A 15245-nucleotide genomic window follows, 5' to 3' on the forward strand; every position below is an offset into this window, starting at 1 on the left:
CAGCGGCCGGTGTATTCGGCTGTGGCAGGCGTAGTGCTCAGCGCCGGTCGCGGCCTGCGGCGCGGCGCTGGGCGCGGTTGCCCGGGTAGTGCGGGGTGACCTGCGGCCGGTTGGACTCCCAGCGGTCGTAGGCGTCGACAATGTCCGAGACCAAGCGGTGGCGGACGACGTCGCTGCTGGTGAGCTCCGAGAAGTGGATGTCCTCGATCTCGGTGAGGATCTCCGCCGCCGCGCGCAGGCCGGAGCGAGCGCCGGTGGGCAGGTCGACCTGGGTGATGTCGCCGGTGACCACGATCTTGGACCCGAAACCCAGACGCGTCAGGAACATCTTCATCTGCTCGGCCGTGGTGTTCTGCGCCTCGTCGAGAATGATGAAGGAGTCGTTGAGCGTCCGGCCGCGCATGTACGCCAGCGGCGCAACCTCGATGACGCCCGCGGCCATCAGCTTCGGGATCGCCTCCGGGTCCATCATGTCGTGCAGCGCGTCGTACAGCGGGCGCAGGTACGGGTCGATCTTCTCGTTGAGCGTGCCGGGCAGGAAGCCGAGCCGCTCGCCCGCTTCCACGGCGGGACGAGTGAGGATGATCCGGTTGACCTGCTTGGTCTGCAACGCCTGCACGGCCTTGGCCATGGCCAGGTAGGTCTTGCCGGTGCCCGCGGGACCGATGCTGAACACGATGGTGTTGGCGTCGATCGCGTCGACGTAGCGCTTCTGGTTCAGCGTCTTGGGACGAATGGTCTTGCCGCGCCGGGACAGGATGTCCAGGCTCAGCACCTCGGCCGGGGAATCCGAGGACCCCTCGGTCAGCATCGACACCGTGTGCCGCACCGCCTCCGGCGTCACCACCCTGTTTCGGCCGGTCAGCGCGATCAACTGTTCGATGACCCGCTCGGCGAGGGCGACGTCGGCCGCCTTGCCGGTGAGGGTCACGGAATTGCCGCGGACGTGAATGTCCGCGTCGAGCAGTTGCTCGAGCTGACGCAGATTCTGGTCGGCCGAACCGAGGAAGGGGAACACGGATTCAGGAGCGAGCTCGATGCTGGAGCGCACGGTGCGTGCTGCGGGGCCCGAGCCGTTGTCGCCGGCGCCAATGCCTGCAGTGGGGTTGGTCGGGTCGCCGATCTCGCCTTGTGTTCGCAAAAGTGGTGACAGCCTGCTTTCCGGTCTCGACAGCCGTGGTGGAATGACAAAAGTTTAACGCGCCCCACCGACAGCGCACAGTGAATAAACGGCTACCGATGCGGCGGCCTTTCCCGCCGTGTGCTGGATATTCCCCCGTGTCCGTCGGACCAATCCTCGGCGAAGTCACGGAATCGTCGCACCGCGTCCGACGGCGCCGCGGCGGCCGACCAGATCAGCCCGACCTCCCGCCACGCGCTGTCGTCGGCCAAAGGCACCAGCACCGGCCCCGAGCGCGCCGCCGCCGGGGCCGGATCTTCCAGCGGCAGCAGCGCAACCCCGAGTCCCGCCGTCACCAGACCGGTGACGGTGCGCGTGTCGCTGGACTCGAAGGCGACCCGCGGGCGGATGTCCGCGGCCGCGCACAGTTCGTCGAAGATCCGCCGCATGCCGAACCCGGAAGGCATGGTGATGAACTCGACGCCGCCCAGTTCGGCCATGCGCACCTGCCTGCGCCCGGCCAGCCGGTGCTCCGCGGGCACGGCGAGCACCAGCGGCTGGCGCAGCAGGCCGCGCCACCCGACGCCGGACACCGCCGGGCGCGGCGAGACGACGGCGAGGTCGGCCGTGCCGTCGAGCACCTGCCGCGTGATCTTCTCCGCGCTGCCCTGGCGCAACGTCACGGTGACCCGGCCCGCGTTGCGCCGGAAACCGGCGATCAACTGCGGCACCAGCCAGCCGCCGAACGTATGCAGGAACGACAGCCGCACCACTCCGCGCGCGGGATTGGCCAGATCGGCGACGGCTTGCCCCGCGGCGTCGAGCTCGGCCTGCGCGCGGCGCGCGTGTTCGTAGTAGACGCGACCGAACTCGTTGAGCGCGATGCGCTTTCCGCGCCGGTCGAACAATTCCGCGCCGAGCTTGCGTTCCAACCGGGCGAGCATGCGGGACAGCGTCGGCTGCGCGATGTGCAAGCGCTCGGCCGCCGCGCTCATCCGCTCCAGCTCGGCGAGTGTCGTGAACCACCGCAGATCTTCGCCGAGCACCCCGCTACCTCCCTATATGTCACACAGGCATCAAGTTGGTAATCATTATTCATTTCCGTTCGGAAAGGGCCAAGACCATCCTGAAATTCAGGAGGTAGCCATGACCAGCACCACGGCGCAACCGTCGACCGGCACCCGCGCGGCGAGCCCGTCCGTCACCGGCCCTGCGCACGACCGGCGGATCACCCTCGCACTGTTCGCGGCGGGCCTCACCACCTTCGCGTCCATGTACAACGCGCAGGCGCTGCTGCCGAGCCTGTCGGAGGCGTTCGGCGCGACGCCCGCCCGCGCGGCGCTGGCGGTCTCGCTCACCACCGGCTGCCTCGCGGTGGCTATCGTGCCGGTGAGCGCGCTGTCCAGCCGGATCGGCCGCACCAAGGTGATGATCGGATCGGCGGTAGCCGCCGCGGTCATCGGCCTGCTGCTGCCGTTCAGTCCCTCGCTCGACGCGCTGCTGGCGGGCCGGGCGCTGCAGGGCATCGCGCTGGCCGGAGTACCGGCGGTGGCGATGGCGTACCTGGCCGAGGAGATCGGCGCCGAAGGACTCGGCGCCGCGATGGGCGTGTATGTCGCGGGCACCACGATCGGCGGTCTGGCAGGACGTCTGATTCCCTCGTTCGCCCTCGACGTGGCGTCTTGGCGCTGGGCCGCGGCGGCGGTCGGCGTGGCGGCCGCGGCGTGCACGGTGTGGTTCGTCCGGCTGCTGCCCGCCTCGCGCGGTTTCGTCGCCCGGCCCGCCGGACTGCGCACGGTCCTCGGCGACCTCGGGCAACAGCTGCGGCACCATCAGCTGCTCGCGCTGTTCGGGTTGGCCTTCGTCCTGATGGGCGGTTTCGTCTCGATCTACAACTTCCTCGGCTACCGGCTCACCCAACACCCCTTCGAATTGCCCGCGGCGGTGGCGGGTTCGGTCTTCCTGCTGTATCTGGCGGGCACCGTGACCTCGGCCTGGGGCGGCCGCCTCGCCGACCGCGTCGGCAGGCATCGGATGCTCACCGCGTCGATGGCGCTGATGGGCGTGGGGCTGGCGCTGAGCGTTCCGGATCGGCTTGGCTGCGTCGTCGCGGGCGTCTTGCTCTACACCGCGGGCTTTTTCGCCGCGCACACGGTCGCGAGCGCGTGGGTCGGCGCGCTGGCCAACGGCAACCGCGGGGCGGCCTCCTCGCTGTACCTGTTCTTCTACTACCTCGGCAGCGCGGTCGTCGGCGGTCTGTCGGGTCTGGTGTTCGCGCAGACGGGCTGGCTCGGGCTGATCGGCACGGTCGCCGCGTTGCTCGCCGCCGGGGCGATCCTGTTCGCCGTCGCGACGATTCGTTCGCGGCGGGATGCCGCGCACCAGCCGTCGTAGATCCGGCCGTTCACCAGCGCGGCGTCAACGCCCCCAGCGCACCGAGCGCGACCGCGGCGGCCGTGGACGTGCGCAGCACGGTCGGCCCGAGCAGCACGACGTCCGCTCCGGCCGCGACGAGTTCGGCGAGCTCGACGTCGTCCAGTCCGCCTTCGGGACCCACGATCAGCACCACCTCCGGCGCGTCCGCGAAGGGCAGTTCGGTGAAACGACCGCGGCCGGATTCGTGCAACGCGGCCACGATCGCGCCCTCGCCCTTGGCCTTTCGGACCAACTCGAGCAGCTCACGGGTGCGGTGCAGGTCCGCGACCTCGGGAATGTAGGCGCGCCGGGATTGGCGGGCGGCCGAGCGCGCCGCGGCGCGCCACTTGTCGACGGCCTTGGCGGCCTTGCCCTCCCAGTTGGCGACGCAGCGCGCCGCCTGCCACGGCACGATGACATCGGCGCCCGCCTCGGTCATCAGTTCGACGGCCAGCTCCGAACGGTCCGATTTCGGCAGCGCCTGCACCACCGTGACGCGTGGCGCAACCGGCTGCGCCACGGTCTTGTTCAGCACCTTCAGGTCGAGCCGGTCGCGCTGGGTGGCGACCACCTCCGAGGTGGCGAGCACACCGCGTCCGTCGGACAGGGTGATCGGCTCGCCGACCCGGATGCGCCGCACGGTCGCGGCGTGCCGCCCCTCCGGACCGTCGAGCACCGCGATCGCGCCGGGCTCGGGAATGTCGTCGAGGTAGAAGACCGTGGCGGCCAACGGCTCAGCGCCCGCTGAACGAGGCGCGCAGCCGCGCGAACAGACCGCTGTTGTGCTCGGACTGCGCCGACATCACCTCGGCGCGGTCGCGCTCGCGCATGCCCTTGTACTTGCGCAGCAGGTCGGTCTGCTTGCCGTCCAGCTTGGTCGGCACCACGATGTCGAGGTGCGCGATCAGGTCGCCGCGGGCGCCCGAGCGCAGCCGGGGCATGCCGTGCCCGCGCAGCACCGACACCTCGTTCGGCTGGGTGCCCGGTGCGATGGTCAGTTCGGTCGGGCCGTCCAGGATCGTGTCGACGACGACGGTGGTGCCGAGCGCGGCGTCCACCATCGGGACCCGGATGGTGCAGTGCAGATCGTCGCCGTCGCGGACGAACACGTCGTGCGGCTGCTCCACGATCTCCACGTACAGATCGCCCGCGTGGCCGCCGCCGGGGCCGACCTCGCCCTGGGCCGCCAGCCGGACCCGCATGCCGTTGGCGACGCCCGCCGGAATGGGCGCGGCGATCTCGCGACGGGCGCGGACCCGGCCGTCGCCGCCGCACTTGTGGCAGGGATCCGGAATGGTCTCGCCCGCGCCGCGGCAGGTCGGGCACGGCCGCGAGGTGAGCACCTGGCCGAGGAACGACCGCTGCACGGACTGGACTTCGCCTGCGCCGCCGCAGGTTTCGCAGCGCACCGGCTTGGAGTTGCCGTTGGTGCCCGCGCCGTGGCAGTTGTCGCAGAGGATCGCGGTGTCGACGGTCAGGTGCTTGGTGACGCCGACCGCGCATTCGGCGAGGCTGAGGCGGGTGCGCAGCAGCGAGTCGGCGCCCGGCTGCACCCGGCCGCGCGGCTTGCGCCCGCCGCCGCCCGCGCCGCTCATGCCGCCGAAGAACGCCTCGAACACGTCGCCGAGTCCGCCGAAACCCGCGCCGGAGAAGCCCGCGCCGGCGCCTCCGCCGGACTCGAGCGGGTCGCCGCCCATGTCGACGATCCGGCGCTTCTCCGGGTCGGAGAGCACCTCGTAGGCCGCCGACACGTCCTTGAACTTGGCCTGCGCGGCCTCGTCGGGGTTGACGTCCGGGTGGAGTTCGCGAGCCAGCTTGCGGTAGGCGCGCTTGATCTCCTGGTCGGTCGCGTTCTTCGCGACGCCGAGCAGTCCGTAGTAGTCCCGTGCCACTTGAGTTCTCTAGTCCTTGGTCGCTGTGACTCGCCTGTGCCGCTCCAACCGAATGCCGACGTGGTCGGCATTAGTCGGATGCACTCAACTTTATCCGGCCAGAGGTTCGAGAGTAGCAGCGCCGTGAGCACGGTTCGGCGTCAGCGCTCGGCGAGCACCTCGCCGATATAGCGCGCCACGGCCGCGACCGAGGCGATCGTGCCCGGATAATCCATCCGGGTGGGCCCGAGCACACCCATGCCGCCGAGCACCGCGCCCTCCACGCCGTAGCCGGTCGACACCACCGACGTGGTGCGCATCTGCTCGACCTGGGTCTCCTCGCCGATACGCACGGTCACCGTGCCGGGATGCTGTGCGGCGGCGAGCAGTTTGAGCACGATCACCTGCTCCTCCAGCGCCTCCAGCACCTGCCGCAGCGAACCCGGCAGGCCGAAATCGGCTGCGTTGCGGGTGAGATTCGCGGTGCCGCCGAGTACGAGGCGCTCCTCCGGGTGCTCGACCAGCGTCTCCACCAGCACGGTGGACACCCGGATCAGCACGTCGCGCAGCTGACGCGGGGCGCGCTCGGGAAGTTCGGCGACCGCGGCCGAGGCGGAGGCAAGGCGCTTGCCGTCCATCGCGCCGCCGAGCATGGCGCGCAACGCGGCCAGGTCCTCGTCGTCGATCACCGCGCCGAGTTCCACCAGACGCTGATCGACCCGGCCGGTGTCGGTGATCACCACGAGCAGCAGACGCGCCGGATTCAACGCGACCACCTCGATGTGACGCACCGTCGAGGCCGACACGGTCGGGTACTGCACCACCGCGACCTGCCTGGTCAGCTGGGCGAGCAGCCGCACGCCGCGGCGCAGCACGTCGTCGAGATCGACGCCGGACTCCAGGAACTCCATGATCGCGCGCCGTTCGGCGGGCGAGAGCGGCTTGACCTCGGAGATCCGGTCGACGAACTGCCGGTAGCCCTTGTCGGTGGGGATGCGGCCGGAGCTGGTGTGCGGCTGGGCGATGTAGCCCTCGGCCTCCAACACCGCCATGTCGTTGCGGACCGTCGCGCTGGAGACACCCAGATTGTGCCGCTCCACCAGGGTTTTCGACCCGATGGGCTCCTTCGTGGCGACATAGTCCGCGACGATCGCGCGCAGGACCTCGAAGCGCCGATCCTCGGTGCTCGACATCGGCCCCACCTCCTCGCCTTCTCGATACGCCGCGGGCCCGCCGACGCATGTGGGAGGGCACGAAGCCTCGCGGTCTCCCGGTCGTCTGAGTATCCAGTTTAGTGGCCGACCTGCCAATCGCCCGGCCTCGCGTAGCGCGTGACCGGGCGATCGTGGCATTCTCGGCGACGTTGTCGCGAAACGCAATGGGGAGGGGACTCTTCGGCAGCCGACACAGTGGGGCAGCACGATGATCACGGCCGATCGCGGTTTGCATCATCTGAGGGTCGCACCGCCGCCTTGGCGCGCCCCGTGGGCGACCGGCGAGCCGTGGTCCCGGTCGTCGCCGGACACACCACCATCATCTACTCGCGCGCGGCCGTCGCACCGACCACCAACGGCGCGATCGGCGCTGAACCACCGCCGCTGCCCGGCCTGGTCTGGTTCTCCCTCACCTGGACGACCATCGGGCTCCCCCTTGCCCTCGCGATCGTGTTCGGGATCATGCAGCTGTTCGTGCGCTGACTCTCAGCGGCTGTCGAAACCCTTGGCGTGCTTGCCCGCCTGGGCGTCGAGCCCGAGCATGGCGAGCAGCGACTCGCAGTCGGCGGCGTCGTAGGCGTGTGCGGCGACCGTCCGGGCCGCGATCGCGCTCTTGCGCGCGCTCTCCGCTTTCTGGGCGGCCCTGGTCTCGGCGAATTCTCCCGAACATGGAACGAGATCGATGGGCTGGTCCTGGGACATGGGACTCCTCGGTGTCGAGCCGGAGCCTACGCGGGTTCCCCGGCCCGCGATAGAGCGCATACCAGGACGTTCGCGGACACATGTCACACCTCGGGTGGCCGCGTCGTCCTCCGGAGGTAGGTATCGACGCGAAGGAGTACCGGATGCGAATCGCAGTAGTGGGTGCGAGCGGGCGGATCGGCCGCGAAGTGGTCGACGTGCTGAAGAACAAGGGCCACGACATCGTGGCGATCACCAGGACCTCGGGCGTGGACGTCTATACCGGTGCGGGACTGGCGGACACCTTGGCCGGGGTGGACGTCGTGGTGGACGCGGTCAGCACGACGACCACCGACACCGCGGCCGTGACGGACTACTTCGGCACCGTCGCGCGCACCGTGCAGCGGGAGGCGGCCGCGGCGGGCGTGCGGCGCATCGCGGTCATCTCGATCATCGGCATCGACCCGTTCACCGCGGGGCACTACGCCGGAAAACTGGCGCACGAGGCGGGCTACCGCGAGGGCCCGGTGCCGGTGCGGGTGCTGCGGGCGGCCCAGTTCCACGAATTCACCGAGATGATGCTCGAGTGGACGACTCGCGACGACACGGCCTACGTGCCCGCGTTCCCGACACAACTCGTCGCGGCCCGCACCACCGCCGAAGAGCTGGCCGCCCTCGCACTCGCCGACAGCGCGGCCGACATGGTCGAGATCGCGGGCCCCGAGAAGCTGGACCTCGCCGCTGCCGTGGCGAAACTCGCTGCGCGACGGGGTGATCCGTCTCGCGTCGAGGCGATCACCGCCAGCACGGACCCGAACTTCGAGTTACAGGTCGCCGGCGCGCTGCTGCCCGGACCGGACGCGATCTTGGCGGGGCCGACGTTCGACGAATGGCTGGACCGCAAGTACCCGGCGCGGTAGTCGACACGAAAGGTGCTGCGGCCGCACCAGTCCTACAGCCACCATTCGACTCCCGCCGATTCTCGCAACGTGCTTCACCACAGCACGCTCTGTGCGTGCCTGAAGAGGCCGGGTGGGGCTGCGGGGTCAGGCGAGGAGGTCGCGCACAATACCGTCGGCGAGGAGGCGGCCGCGGTCGGTGAGGACGAGGTGGTCAGCGGATCGAATGGCCAAGCCGTCGGCGATGATTCGGTCCACGGCGGGGGCGGCGGAGGGTGCGAGATCGGCCAGCGGGAGGCCGGTGCGGAGGCGCACCGTGAGCATGATGCGTTCGAGGTAGCGCTCGTCGTCGGTGAGCGACTCCCAGCCGGCGGCGGGCAGTCCGCCGCGGGCGACGCGCTCGGCGTACCGGGCCGGATGCTTGACGTTCCACCAGCGCACGCCGCCGAGGTGGCTGTGCGCGCCGGGACCCGCGCCCAGCCAGTCGCCGCCGTCCCAGTAGCCGAGGTTGTGCCTGCATCGAGCGGAATCGTTTGCCGCCCAATTGGATACCTCGTACCAGGTTAGTCCGGCGGCGGTGAGGCGGGTGTCGATGCGTTCGTAGCGGGCGGCGAGCACGTCGTCGTCGGGGGCGGGTAGTTCGCCGCGACGTACCTTGCGCGCCAACGCGGTTCCGTCCTCGACGATGAGCGAATACGCGGAGACGTGGTCCACACCGGCGTCGAGCACCGCGTCCAGGCTGGCGTCGAGATCGGCGTCGCGCTCGCCGGGCGTTCCGTAGATCAGGTCCAGGTTCACGTGCTCGAATCCCGCGGCGCGCGCTTCGCGGGCGGCAGCGACCGCGCGGCCCGGCGTGTGGGTGCGGTCCAGCACGGCAAGCACGTGGCGGGCGGCCGACTGCATGCCAAGCGAGATGCGGGTGTACCCCGCCGCCCTGAGGCGATCGAAGAACTCCGGCGAGGTGGATTCCGGATTCGACTCGGTGGTCACCTCGGCATCCGGCGCGAGGGCGAACGCCGACCGGACGGCGTCGAGCACCTCGGCGAGACCGTCCCCACCCAGCAGCGACGGTGTGCCGCCACCCACGAAGACGGTCGAGACCTCGGGCGTGGCCGACGGCAGCCCGGCGAACCGATCGGCGGCCGCGGCCAGTTCGCCGCGCAGCGCCGCGAGCCACGACTGCGGCGACGCCGAACTGCCGAGCTCCCCCGCGGTGTAGGTGTTGAAGTCGCAGTATCCGCAGCGTGTCGCACAGAAGGGCACGTGCACGTACACACCGAACGGCCCGCCGCCGAAGTCGCGCAGCACGGGCGCGTCGGCGTCGATCTCCGAGAGGGATACGGCGGAACTCACCTGTCCAGTGTGCCCGCCGAACCTCGACGCCCTCCGCCCGGGGACCGCCCGCGGAGGCTACGCGAAGCGGACGTCCACGGTGGCAAGGCCGAAGACCTTGCGTCCCGCGGACTTCGCGACGATGACCACGACAGCGCTCCTGCTCTCGGGGTCGATCGACTTGATACGCCCGGTGAACTCGACGCTTCCGGCGCAGGCGGCTTCGACGACGGTGTAGTTCGACAGCCGGACCGCGTACTTGGTGACAGCGCCCGGGTCACCGAGCCACCCGGTGACAAATCCTGCCCCCAGGCCCATGGTGAGCATGCCGTGCGCGATCACACCGGGAAGACCCGCGAGCGCGGCGACCCCTTCGTGCCAGTGGATCGGGTTCGCATCACCGGAGACCCCGGCGTAATTCACGAGGTCACCTCGCGTCAGCCGCACGACCCGAGCCGGAAGCTCGTCGCCGACGGCGATGTCCTCGAATCGGACCGTGGTACGCGGGATACGGGTCCGCGAGGTCGAGGAAAGGCATGGGCCGGTCTCGGAAACCGGGTCAGCCGCATTGTGCGCGGGCGCTGCCGAGGCCGCGGTTCGAGAGGTCATGTCGATGCCGTGCATGACCACACGCTCGATCGCCTCACCGATGCCTGCGGCGACGTCCTCGCCCGTGATGCCGATGACGGTCGTATGCATGATCTGCACGACCTCGCCGGTCTGATCGGTGAAGGTGTTGGTGATGGTGAGCAGGTCCTTGCCCGCTATGCGGCGAACCGCGGAGAGTTCGACATCGCTGGTCAACCGATCACCGGTGAGCACCGGCTTGTACATCTCGAAGACCTGATCGGTCTGCACGAACACGTCGTAGCCCCTGATGACCGTTTCGAAGAGCTTACGGTTGGCCAGCATCGCGGCTGTCGAGATGAACGTGGTCGGTGCGACCAAACCGGCGTACCCGAGGTCACCGGCAGCGTCCTCGCTCCAGTGCGCCGGATGGAAATCCTGCACGGCCCGCGCGTACTCGCGGATCTTCTCCCGGCCCACTTCGTAGTAGTCGTCCGCACGATAGCGATGCCCCACCAGCCCGGCCACATCGAACGTTGCTTCCACCAAGCCGCTCCTCGCTCCAGAATTCCTCGGGACGCGTATCGGCATCCACACAACACAAGCGCATTCACGCGTGAAACGCCACCCTCCCACAGGACACAGCGCCGGTGCCACGCAAGCCGAACGGTCGTCGGTCAGGTGGTGGGGCGTTGCGACCGGCGCTGTCGGCGATGCATCACGACTGGAAGCGCCAGTCGGGGGCCCGGCGGCCGCGCTGACCAGCGCGCGGCCGCGAACGACCGAAACTCACTCCGCGACGATCGGCGTGTTCTGGTTCGCGGTGAGCAGCCAGCGGCCCTCCTCCTTGGCCATCACGTACATCGGGGTGCCCTCGCTCTCCAGGACGCCCTCGGTGGTGAAGTACCGCTGGCGCACCTTCACCGCGGCCACGTCGGGGCGGATGAACAGGACGTGCTCGAGCTCGTAGGTCGCCTTGCCGTGCGCGGTCGCGCCGGGCAGCACGGCGGCGGTGAACTCGGCGATGGCGTCGCGGCCGAACAGGCGCTTGCCGTGACCCGTCGTCCAGATGGCGTCGGCGCGGAACAGCGCGACGAATTCGTCGACGAGCTCGTGCTGCTGCACGTGCTCGACGGTGGCGACGAGCTGGCGGATGGCTTCGATTTCGACGTCGGCGTCGACGGGTGCGGTACTCATGCGGTACACACTCGTACCTCGAGCAAACTCGAGGTCAACGGGGTAGTGCCGCGGTTCACATCGGACAGTTCGGGCGAATCACCGGCCGCATTCGCCCCGGGAAATATGACGACCATCACAAATAGACCTCGCGGTCCAGGGAATTTCCCCCTATTCCGCGGGAAATACTGGGATGACGGTCGGAACGCCCCTGCTGACATGGCACAATAGCCCTCATGCGCGCATCGGGAGTACGACTTGTGGCACGTCGCCACGTCGACTACAAGCGCGTCTGTAGCGCCTGCTGTCTGCCCGGTTCTCACCGGTAGCTCAGCGGCGCCTTCTTCCGGGTTTCCCGGCGATCCCTTATCGCATCGGTCCGCTGACACCGCGGGCGTGAGTCAGCCCCTCACGCCTTCAGCACGGATGTACCACCCACCCAGCAGGAGCGACCTCATGACGTCGAGCACCGACGCCGGTCCCAGCGATCAGCCGACACCCCGGCAGGCGCGTCCCGAACGCCCGGCCACCGAGCGCCGCGTGCGACCGGACCGCCCGCGCCCCGAGGCGTCGGCGGCGCCGCGCGCCCGCACCGGCAAGCCCGTACGCCGCAAGTCGGAGGGCCAGTGGGCTCTCGGCTACCGGGAACCGCTCAACCCGAACGAGCAGAGCAAGAAGGACGACAACCCGCTCAACGTCCGCGCACGCATCGAGAACATCTACGCGCGGGGCGGGTTCGACAGCATCGACAAGGCCGATCTGCGCGGCCGATTCCGCTGGTGGGGTCTCTACACCCAGCGTGAGCAGGGCTACGACGGCACCTGGACCGGCGACGAGAACATCGACATTCTCGAAGCCAAGTACTTCATGATGCGGGTGCGCTGCGACGGCGGCGCGCTGAACGTCGCGCAGCTGCGCACGCTCGGCCAGATCTCCACCGAGTTCGGCCGCGACACCGCCGACCTGTCCGACCGCGAGAACGTCCAGTACCACTGGATCGAGATCGAGAACGTCCCGGAGATCTGGCGGCGGCTCGAGGAAGTCGGCTTGCAGACCACCGAGGCGTGCGGCGACTGCCCCCGCGTCGTGCTCGGCTCGCCGCTGGCCGGTGAATCGCTGGACGAGATCATCGACACCACCCCGGCGATCCAGGAAATCGTGCGCCGCTACATCGGCGACAAGAAGTACTCGAACCTGCCGCGCAAGTTCAAGACCGCGATCTCGGGCCAGCAGGACGTGGTGCATGAGATCAACGATGTCGCGTTCATCGGCGTGGAGCACCCCGAACACGGTCCCGGACTGGATCTCTGGGTGGGCGGTGGCCTGTCCACCAACCCGATGCTCGCCCAGCGCGTCGGCGCCTGGGTCCCGCTGGACGAGGTGCCGGACGTGTGGGAGGCCGTTGTCTCCCTCTACCGCGACTACGGCTACCGCCGCCTGCGCACCAAGGCGCGGCTGAAGTTCCTGATCAAGGATTGGGGCATCGAGAAGTTCCGCGAGGTGCTCGAGGAGAAGTACCTGAAGCGCAAGCTGATCGACGGCCCCGCGCCGGAGCAGCCCGCCAAGCCGATCGATCACGTAGGTGTGCAGCGGCTGCGCAACGGCCTCAACGCCGTAGGCTTCTCTCCCATCGCCGGTCGCGTCTCGGGCACCATCCTCACCAAGGTGGCCGACGCGGTCGAGAAGATCGGCGCCGACCGGATCCGCTTCACCCCGTACCAGAAGCTGATCGTGCTCGACGTCGCCGACGACAAGGTCGAGCAGCTCATCGCCGAACTGGAACCGCTCGGCCTGCAGGCCCGCCCGTCCATCTGGCGGCGAAACCTGCTGGCGTGCAGCGGTATCGAGTTCTGCAAGCTCTCCTTCGTGGAGACCCGCAAGCGCTCCCAGGTGCTCGCACCGGAGCTCGAGCAGCGGCTGGCCGACGTCAACGCCCACCTCGACGTGCCGATCACGGTGAACATCAACGGCTGCCCGAACTCCTGCGGCCGGTCCCAGATCGCCGACATCGGCTTCAAGGGCCAGCTGGTCGACGACGGCGACGGGAATCAAGTCGAGGGCTACCAGGTTCATCTCGGTGGCAGCCTCGGACTCGACAGCGGCTTCGGCCGAAAGCTGCGCCAGCACAAGGTGACCAGCGCCGAGCTCGGCGACTACATCGAGCGCGTGGTGCGCAACTTCGTCAAGAACCGGAACGCGGACGAGCGGTTCGCCCAGTGGGCGGTCCGCGCCGACGAGGCCGACCTGCGATGAGCACGATCGTGCCTCGGCTGACGGGAGATCAACTGTGACAACGAAACTCGCCGACAAGCTCGCCGAAGACGAGCTGCGGGCGATCGCCGAACGCGGAGCGGCCGAACTCGGCCCCGACGCCTCGGCGGCCGACCTGCTGCGCTGGACCGAGGAGACCTTCGGCCGTGCTGTTTCGAGTGACCCGCAAGCGGTCACCAGCGGCGGCTATATCGTCGCCTCGAACATGCAGGACGGCGTGCTCGTCCACCTCGCGGCGCAGGTCCGTTCCGGCGTCGACGTGCTGTTCCTTGACACGGGCTACCACTTCGCCGAGACCATCGGCACCCGCGACGCGGTCGAGGCCGTGTACGGGGTCAACGTGGTCAACGTCCGCCCGGAGCACACCGTCGCCGAACAGGACGAACTGCTCGGCAAGGATCTGTTCGCGCGTGACGCCGGCGAGTGCTGCCGCCTGCGCAAGGTGGTGCCGCTGAAGAAGTCGCTGTCGGGCTACAACGCCTGGGTCACCGGCATCCGCCGGGTGGAGGCCCCCACCCGCGCCAACGCGCCGCTGATCTCCTACGACGAGGCCTTCGGCCTGGTGAAGATCAATCCGATCGCACCGTGGTCCGACGACGAGATGCAGGCCTACATCGAACAGCACGGCATCCTCGTCAATCCCCTGGTGGAGGAGGGATATCCGTCCATCGGCTGCGCTCCGTGCACACGGAAGCCGGAGCCGGGATCCGATCCGCGAAGCGGCCGCTGGGCCGGCCTCGCAAAGACCGAATGCGGGTTGCACCAATCATGACCGAGATCATCAGTGAACGCTCTCTTGGCATCACCGACTTCGACACCCTCGCGGCGCTGGAGTCGGAGGCCATCCACATCTTCCGCGAGGTGGCGGGCGAGTTCGAGCGGCCGGTGATCCTGTTCTCCGGCGGCAAGGACTCCACCGTGCTGCTGCACTTGGCGCTCAAGGCCTTCTGGCCCGCGCCGCTGCCCTTCGCGCTGCTGCACGTGGACACCGGCCACAACCTGCCCGAGGTGCTGGAGTTCCGCGACAAGGTGGTCGAGAAGTACGGGCTGCGCCTGCACGTCGCCAGCGTCGAGGACTACCTGGCCGACGGCAGGCTCACCGAGCGCGCGGACGGCATCCGCAACCCGCTGCAGACCGTGCCGCTGCTGGACGCCATCACCGAGAACCGCTTCGACGCGGTGTTCGGCGGCGGCCGACGCGACGAGGAGCGCTCCCGCGCCAAGGAGCGAATCTTCTCGCTGCGCAACGCCTTCGGCCAGTGGGACCCGAAGCGCCAGCGCCCCGAGCTGTGGAACCTGTACAACGGGCGGCACGCGCCGGGCGAGCACGTGCGGGTGTTCCCGCTGAGCAACTGGACCGAGCTCGATATCTGGCGCTACATCGCCAGGGAGAACGTCGAACTCGCGACCATCTACTACGCGCACGAGCGTCCCGTGTACCAGCGCGACGGCATGTGGATGACGCCGGGCGTGTGGGGCGGCCCGCGCGAGGGCGAGGTGCTGGAGACCCGCTCGGTGCGGTACCGCACCGTCGGCGACGGATCCACCACCGGCGCCATCATTTCCGACGCGAACGACAACGAGGCGATCCTCGCCGAGGTGGCCGCGTCCCGACTGACCGAACGCGGCGCGACCCGTGGTGACGACCGGGTTTCCGAAGCCGCGATGGAAGACCGCAAGCGAGAGGGTTATTTCTGAC

16 protein-coding genes are annotated in these 15245 nt (G+C 69.2%); 7 read left to right on the top strand and 9 right to left on the bottom strand.

The window, feature by feature from the left end; translation table 11 throughout:
* Positions 1 to 37: 37 nt before the first annotated feature.
* Positions 38 to 1093, bottom strand: a complete 1056-nt coding sequence (locus tag NL1_RS20235; RefSeq protein WP_067841681.1) for a PhoH family protein — start codon at positions 1091 to 1093, stop codon at positions 38 to 40.
* Between the two features lie 140 nt (positions 1094 to 1233).
* On the bottom strand, positions 1234 to 2166 hold the full coding sequence (locus tag NL1_RS20240; protein ID WP_067841617.1) for a LysR family transcriptional regulator: 933 nt from the start codon (positions 2164 to 2166) through the stop codon (positions 1234 to 1236).
* 100 nt (positions 2167 to 2266) lie between these two features.
* On the opposite strand from NL1_RS20240, the gene NL1_RS20245 reads away from it, so the two are divergent.
* On the top strand, positions 2267 to 3514 hold the full coding sequence (locus NL1_RS20245) for an MFS transporter (RefSeq protein WP_067841619.1): 1248 nt from the start codon (positions 2267 to 2269) through the stop codon (positions 3512 to 3514).
* A 10-nt stretch (positions 3515 to 3524) separates the two neighbouring features.
* Here the strand turns inward: NL1_RS20245 and NL1_RS20250 are convergent, their stop codons facing one another.
* From NL1_RS20250 to hrcA, 3 genes are all read right to left on the bottom strand, one after another.
* A complete protein-coding gene (locus NL1_RS20250; RefSeq protein ID WP_067841621.1) occupies positions 3525 to 4265 on the bottom strand; it encodes a 16S rRNA (uracil(1498)-N(3))-methyltransferase in 741 nt (246 codons plus the stop codon).
* Between the two features lie 4 nt (positions 4266 to 4269).
* Positions 4270 to 5427 carry a molecular chaperone DnaJ gene (gene dnaJ / locus NL1_RS20255; protein ID WP_067841623.1) on the bottom strand — a complete coding sequence of 386 codons (1158 nt, stop codon included), beginning with the start codon at positions 5425 to 5427 and terminating at the stop codon, positions 4270 to 4272.
* Positions 5428 to 5567: 140 nt separating this feature from the next.
* The gene (hrcA, locus tag NL1_RS20260) at positions 5568 to 6599 is read right to left on the bottom strand and encodes a heat-inducible transcriptional repressor HrcA (protein ID WP_067841625.1); all 1032 of its coding nucleotides are present in this window, start codon (positions 6597 to 6599) and stop codon (positions 5568 to 5570) included.
* 291 nt (positions 6600 to 6890) lie between these two features.
* Here hrcA and NL1_RS20265 point away from each other — a divergent pair, with 291 nt between their 5' ends.
* Entirely contained in the window at positions 6891 to 7103 is a 213-nt protein-coding gene (locus tag NL1_RS20265) for a hypothetical protein (RefSeq protein WP_067841627.1), read from the top strand.
* A gap of 3 nt (positions 7104 to 7106) precedes the next feature.
* Here NL1_RS20265 and NL1_RS20270 read toward each other — a convergent pair whose 3' ends face one another.
* A complete protein-coding gene (locus NL1_RS20270; RefSeq protein ID WP_067841628.1) occupies positions 7107 to 7322 on the bottom strand; it encodes a hypothetical protein in 216 nt (71 codons plus the stop codon).
* 143 nt (positions 7323 to 7465) lie between these two features.
* Between NL1_RS20270 and NL1_RS20275 the strand changes: the two genes are divergently transcribed.
* Positions 7466 to 8221 (top strand): SDR family oxidoreductase, encoded by a 756-nt coding sequence (locus NL1_RS20275; RefSeq protein ID WP_067841630.1) that lies wholly within the window; start codon positions 7466 to 7468, stop codon positions 8219 to 8221.
* A gap of 126 nt (positions 8222 to 8347) precedes the next feature.
* Here NL1_RS20275 and hemW read toward each other — a convergent pair whose 3' ends face one another.
* From hemW to NL1_RS20290, 3 genes are all read right to left on the bottom strand, one after another.
* Positions 8348 to 9553, bottom strand: a complete 1206-nt coding sequence (gene hemW, locus NL1_RS20280; RefSeq protein WP_084510786.1) for a radical SAM family heme chaperone HemW — start codon at positions 9551 to 9553, stop codon at positions 8348 to 8350.
* 57 nt (positions 9554 to 9610) lie between these two features.
* The gene (locus tag NL1_RS20285) at positions 9611 to 10648 is read right to left on the bottom strand and encodes a fused (3R)-hydroxyacyl-ACP dehydratase subunits HadA/HadB (protein ID WP_067841632.1); all 1038 of its coding nucleotides are present in this window, start codon (positions 10646 to 10648) and stop codon (positions 9611 to 9613) included.
* A 240-nt stretch (positions 10649 to 10888) separates the two neighbouring features.
* On the bottom strand, positions 10889 to 11296 hold the full coding sequence (locus NL1_RS20290; RefSeq protein WP_067841634.1) for an SgcJ/EcaC family oxidoreductase: 408 nt from the start codon (positions 11294 to 11296) through the stop codon (positions 10889 to 10891).
* Between the two features lie 215 nt (positions 11297 to 11511).
* On the opposite strand from NL1_RS20290, the gene NL1_RS40260 reads away from it, so the two are divergent.
* The 4 genes from NL1_RS40260 to cysD all read left to right on the top strand — a co-directional run bounded on the left by NL1_RS40260 (position 11512) and on the right by cysD (position 15244).
* Complete coding sequence (locus NL1_RS40260) at positions 11512 to 11604, top strand: Ms4527A family Cys-rich leader peptide (protein ID WP_355000761.1); 93 nt, start codon at positions 11512 to 11514, stop codon at positions 11602 to 11604.
* A 127-nt stretch (positions 11605 to 11731) separates the two neighbouring features.
* Positions 11732 to 13528 (top strand): nitrite/sulfite reductase, encoded by a 1797-nt coding sequence (locus NL1_RS20295; RefSeq protein ID WP_084510788.1) that lies wholly within the window; start codon positions 11732 to 11734, stop codon positions 13526 to 13528.
* Between the two features lie 34 nt (positions 13529 to 13562).
* Positions 13563 to 14318, top strand: a complete 756-nt coding sequence (locus NL1_RS20300) for a phosphoadenylyl-sulfate reductase (protein WP_067841636.1) — start codon at positions 13563 to 13565, stop codon at positions 14316 to 14318.
* Positions 14297 to 15244, top strand: coding sequence for a sulfate adenylyltransferase subunit CysD (gene cysD / locus NL1_RS20305; protein ID WP_067841637.1), 948 nt, complete (start codon positions 14297 to 14299; stop codon positions 15242 to 15244). The genes NL1_RS20300 and cysD overlap by 22 nt, the downstream gene beginning before the upstream one ends.
* Position 15245: the final 1 nt, after the last annotated feature.

This window comes from Nocardia lijiangensis NBRC 108240, from assembly GCF_001613045.1.
In the GTDB taxonomy this organism is placed as follows: domain Bacteria; phylum Actinomycetota; class Actinomycetes; order Mycobacteriales; family Mycobacteriaceae; genus Nocardia; species Nocardia lijiangensis.

Excerpts from the sequence above, each read along its gene's own strand:
- NL1_RS20245 (WP_067841619.1), top strand. The coding sequence starts at position 2,267 with ATGACCAGCACCACGGCGCAACCGTCGACCGGCACCCGCGCGGCGAGC.
- NL1_RS20270 (WP_067841628.1), bottom strand. The coding sequence starts at position 7,322 with ATGTCCCAGGACCAGCCCATCGATCTCGTTCCATGTTCGGGAGAATTC.
- NL1_RS20295 (WP_084510788.1), top strand. The coding sequence starts at position 11,732 with ATGACGTCGAGCACCGACGCCGGTCCCAGCGATCAGCCGACACCCCGG.
- NL1_RS20275 (WP_067841630.1), top strand. The coding sequence starts at position 7,466 with ATGCGAATCGCAGTAGTGGGTGCGAGCGGGCGGATCGGCCGCGAAGTG.
- NL1_RS20290 (WP_067841634.1), bottom strand. The coding sequence starts at position 11,296 with ATGAGTACCGCACCCGTCGACGCCGACGTCGAAATCGAAGCCATCCGC.
- hrcA (WP_067841625.1), bottom strand. The coding sequence starts at position 6,599 with ATGTCGAGCACCGAGGATCGGCGCTTCGAGGTCCTGCGCGCGATCGTC.
- NL1_RS40260 (WP_355000761.1), top strand. The coding sequence starts at position 11,512 with ATGCGCGCATCGGGAGTACGACTTGTGGCACGTCGCCACGTCGACTAC.
- cysD (WP_067841637.1), top strand. The coding sequence starts at position 14,297 with ATGCGGGTTGCACCAATCATGACCGAGATCATCAGTGAACGCTCTCTT.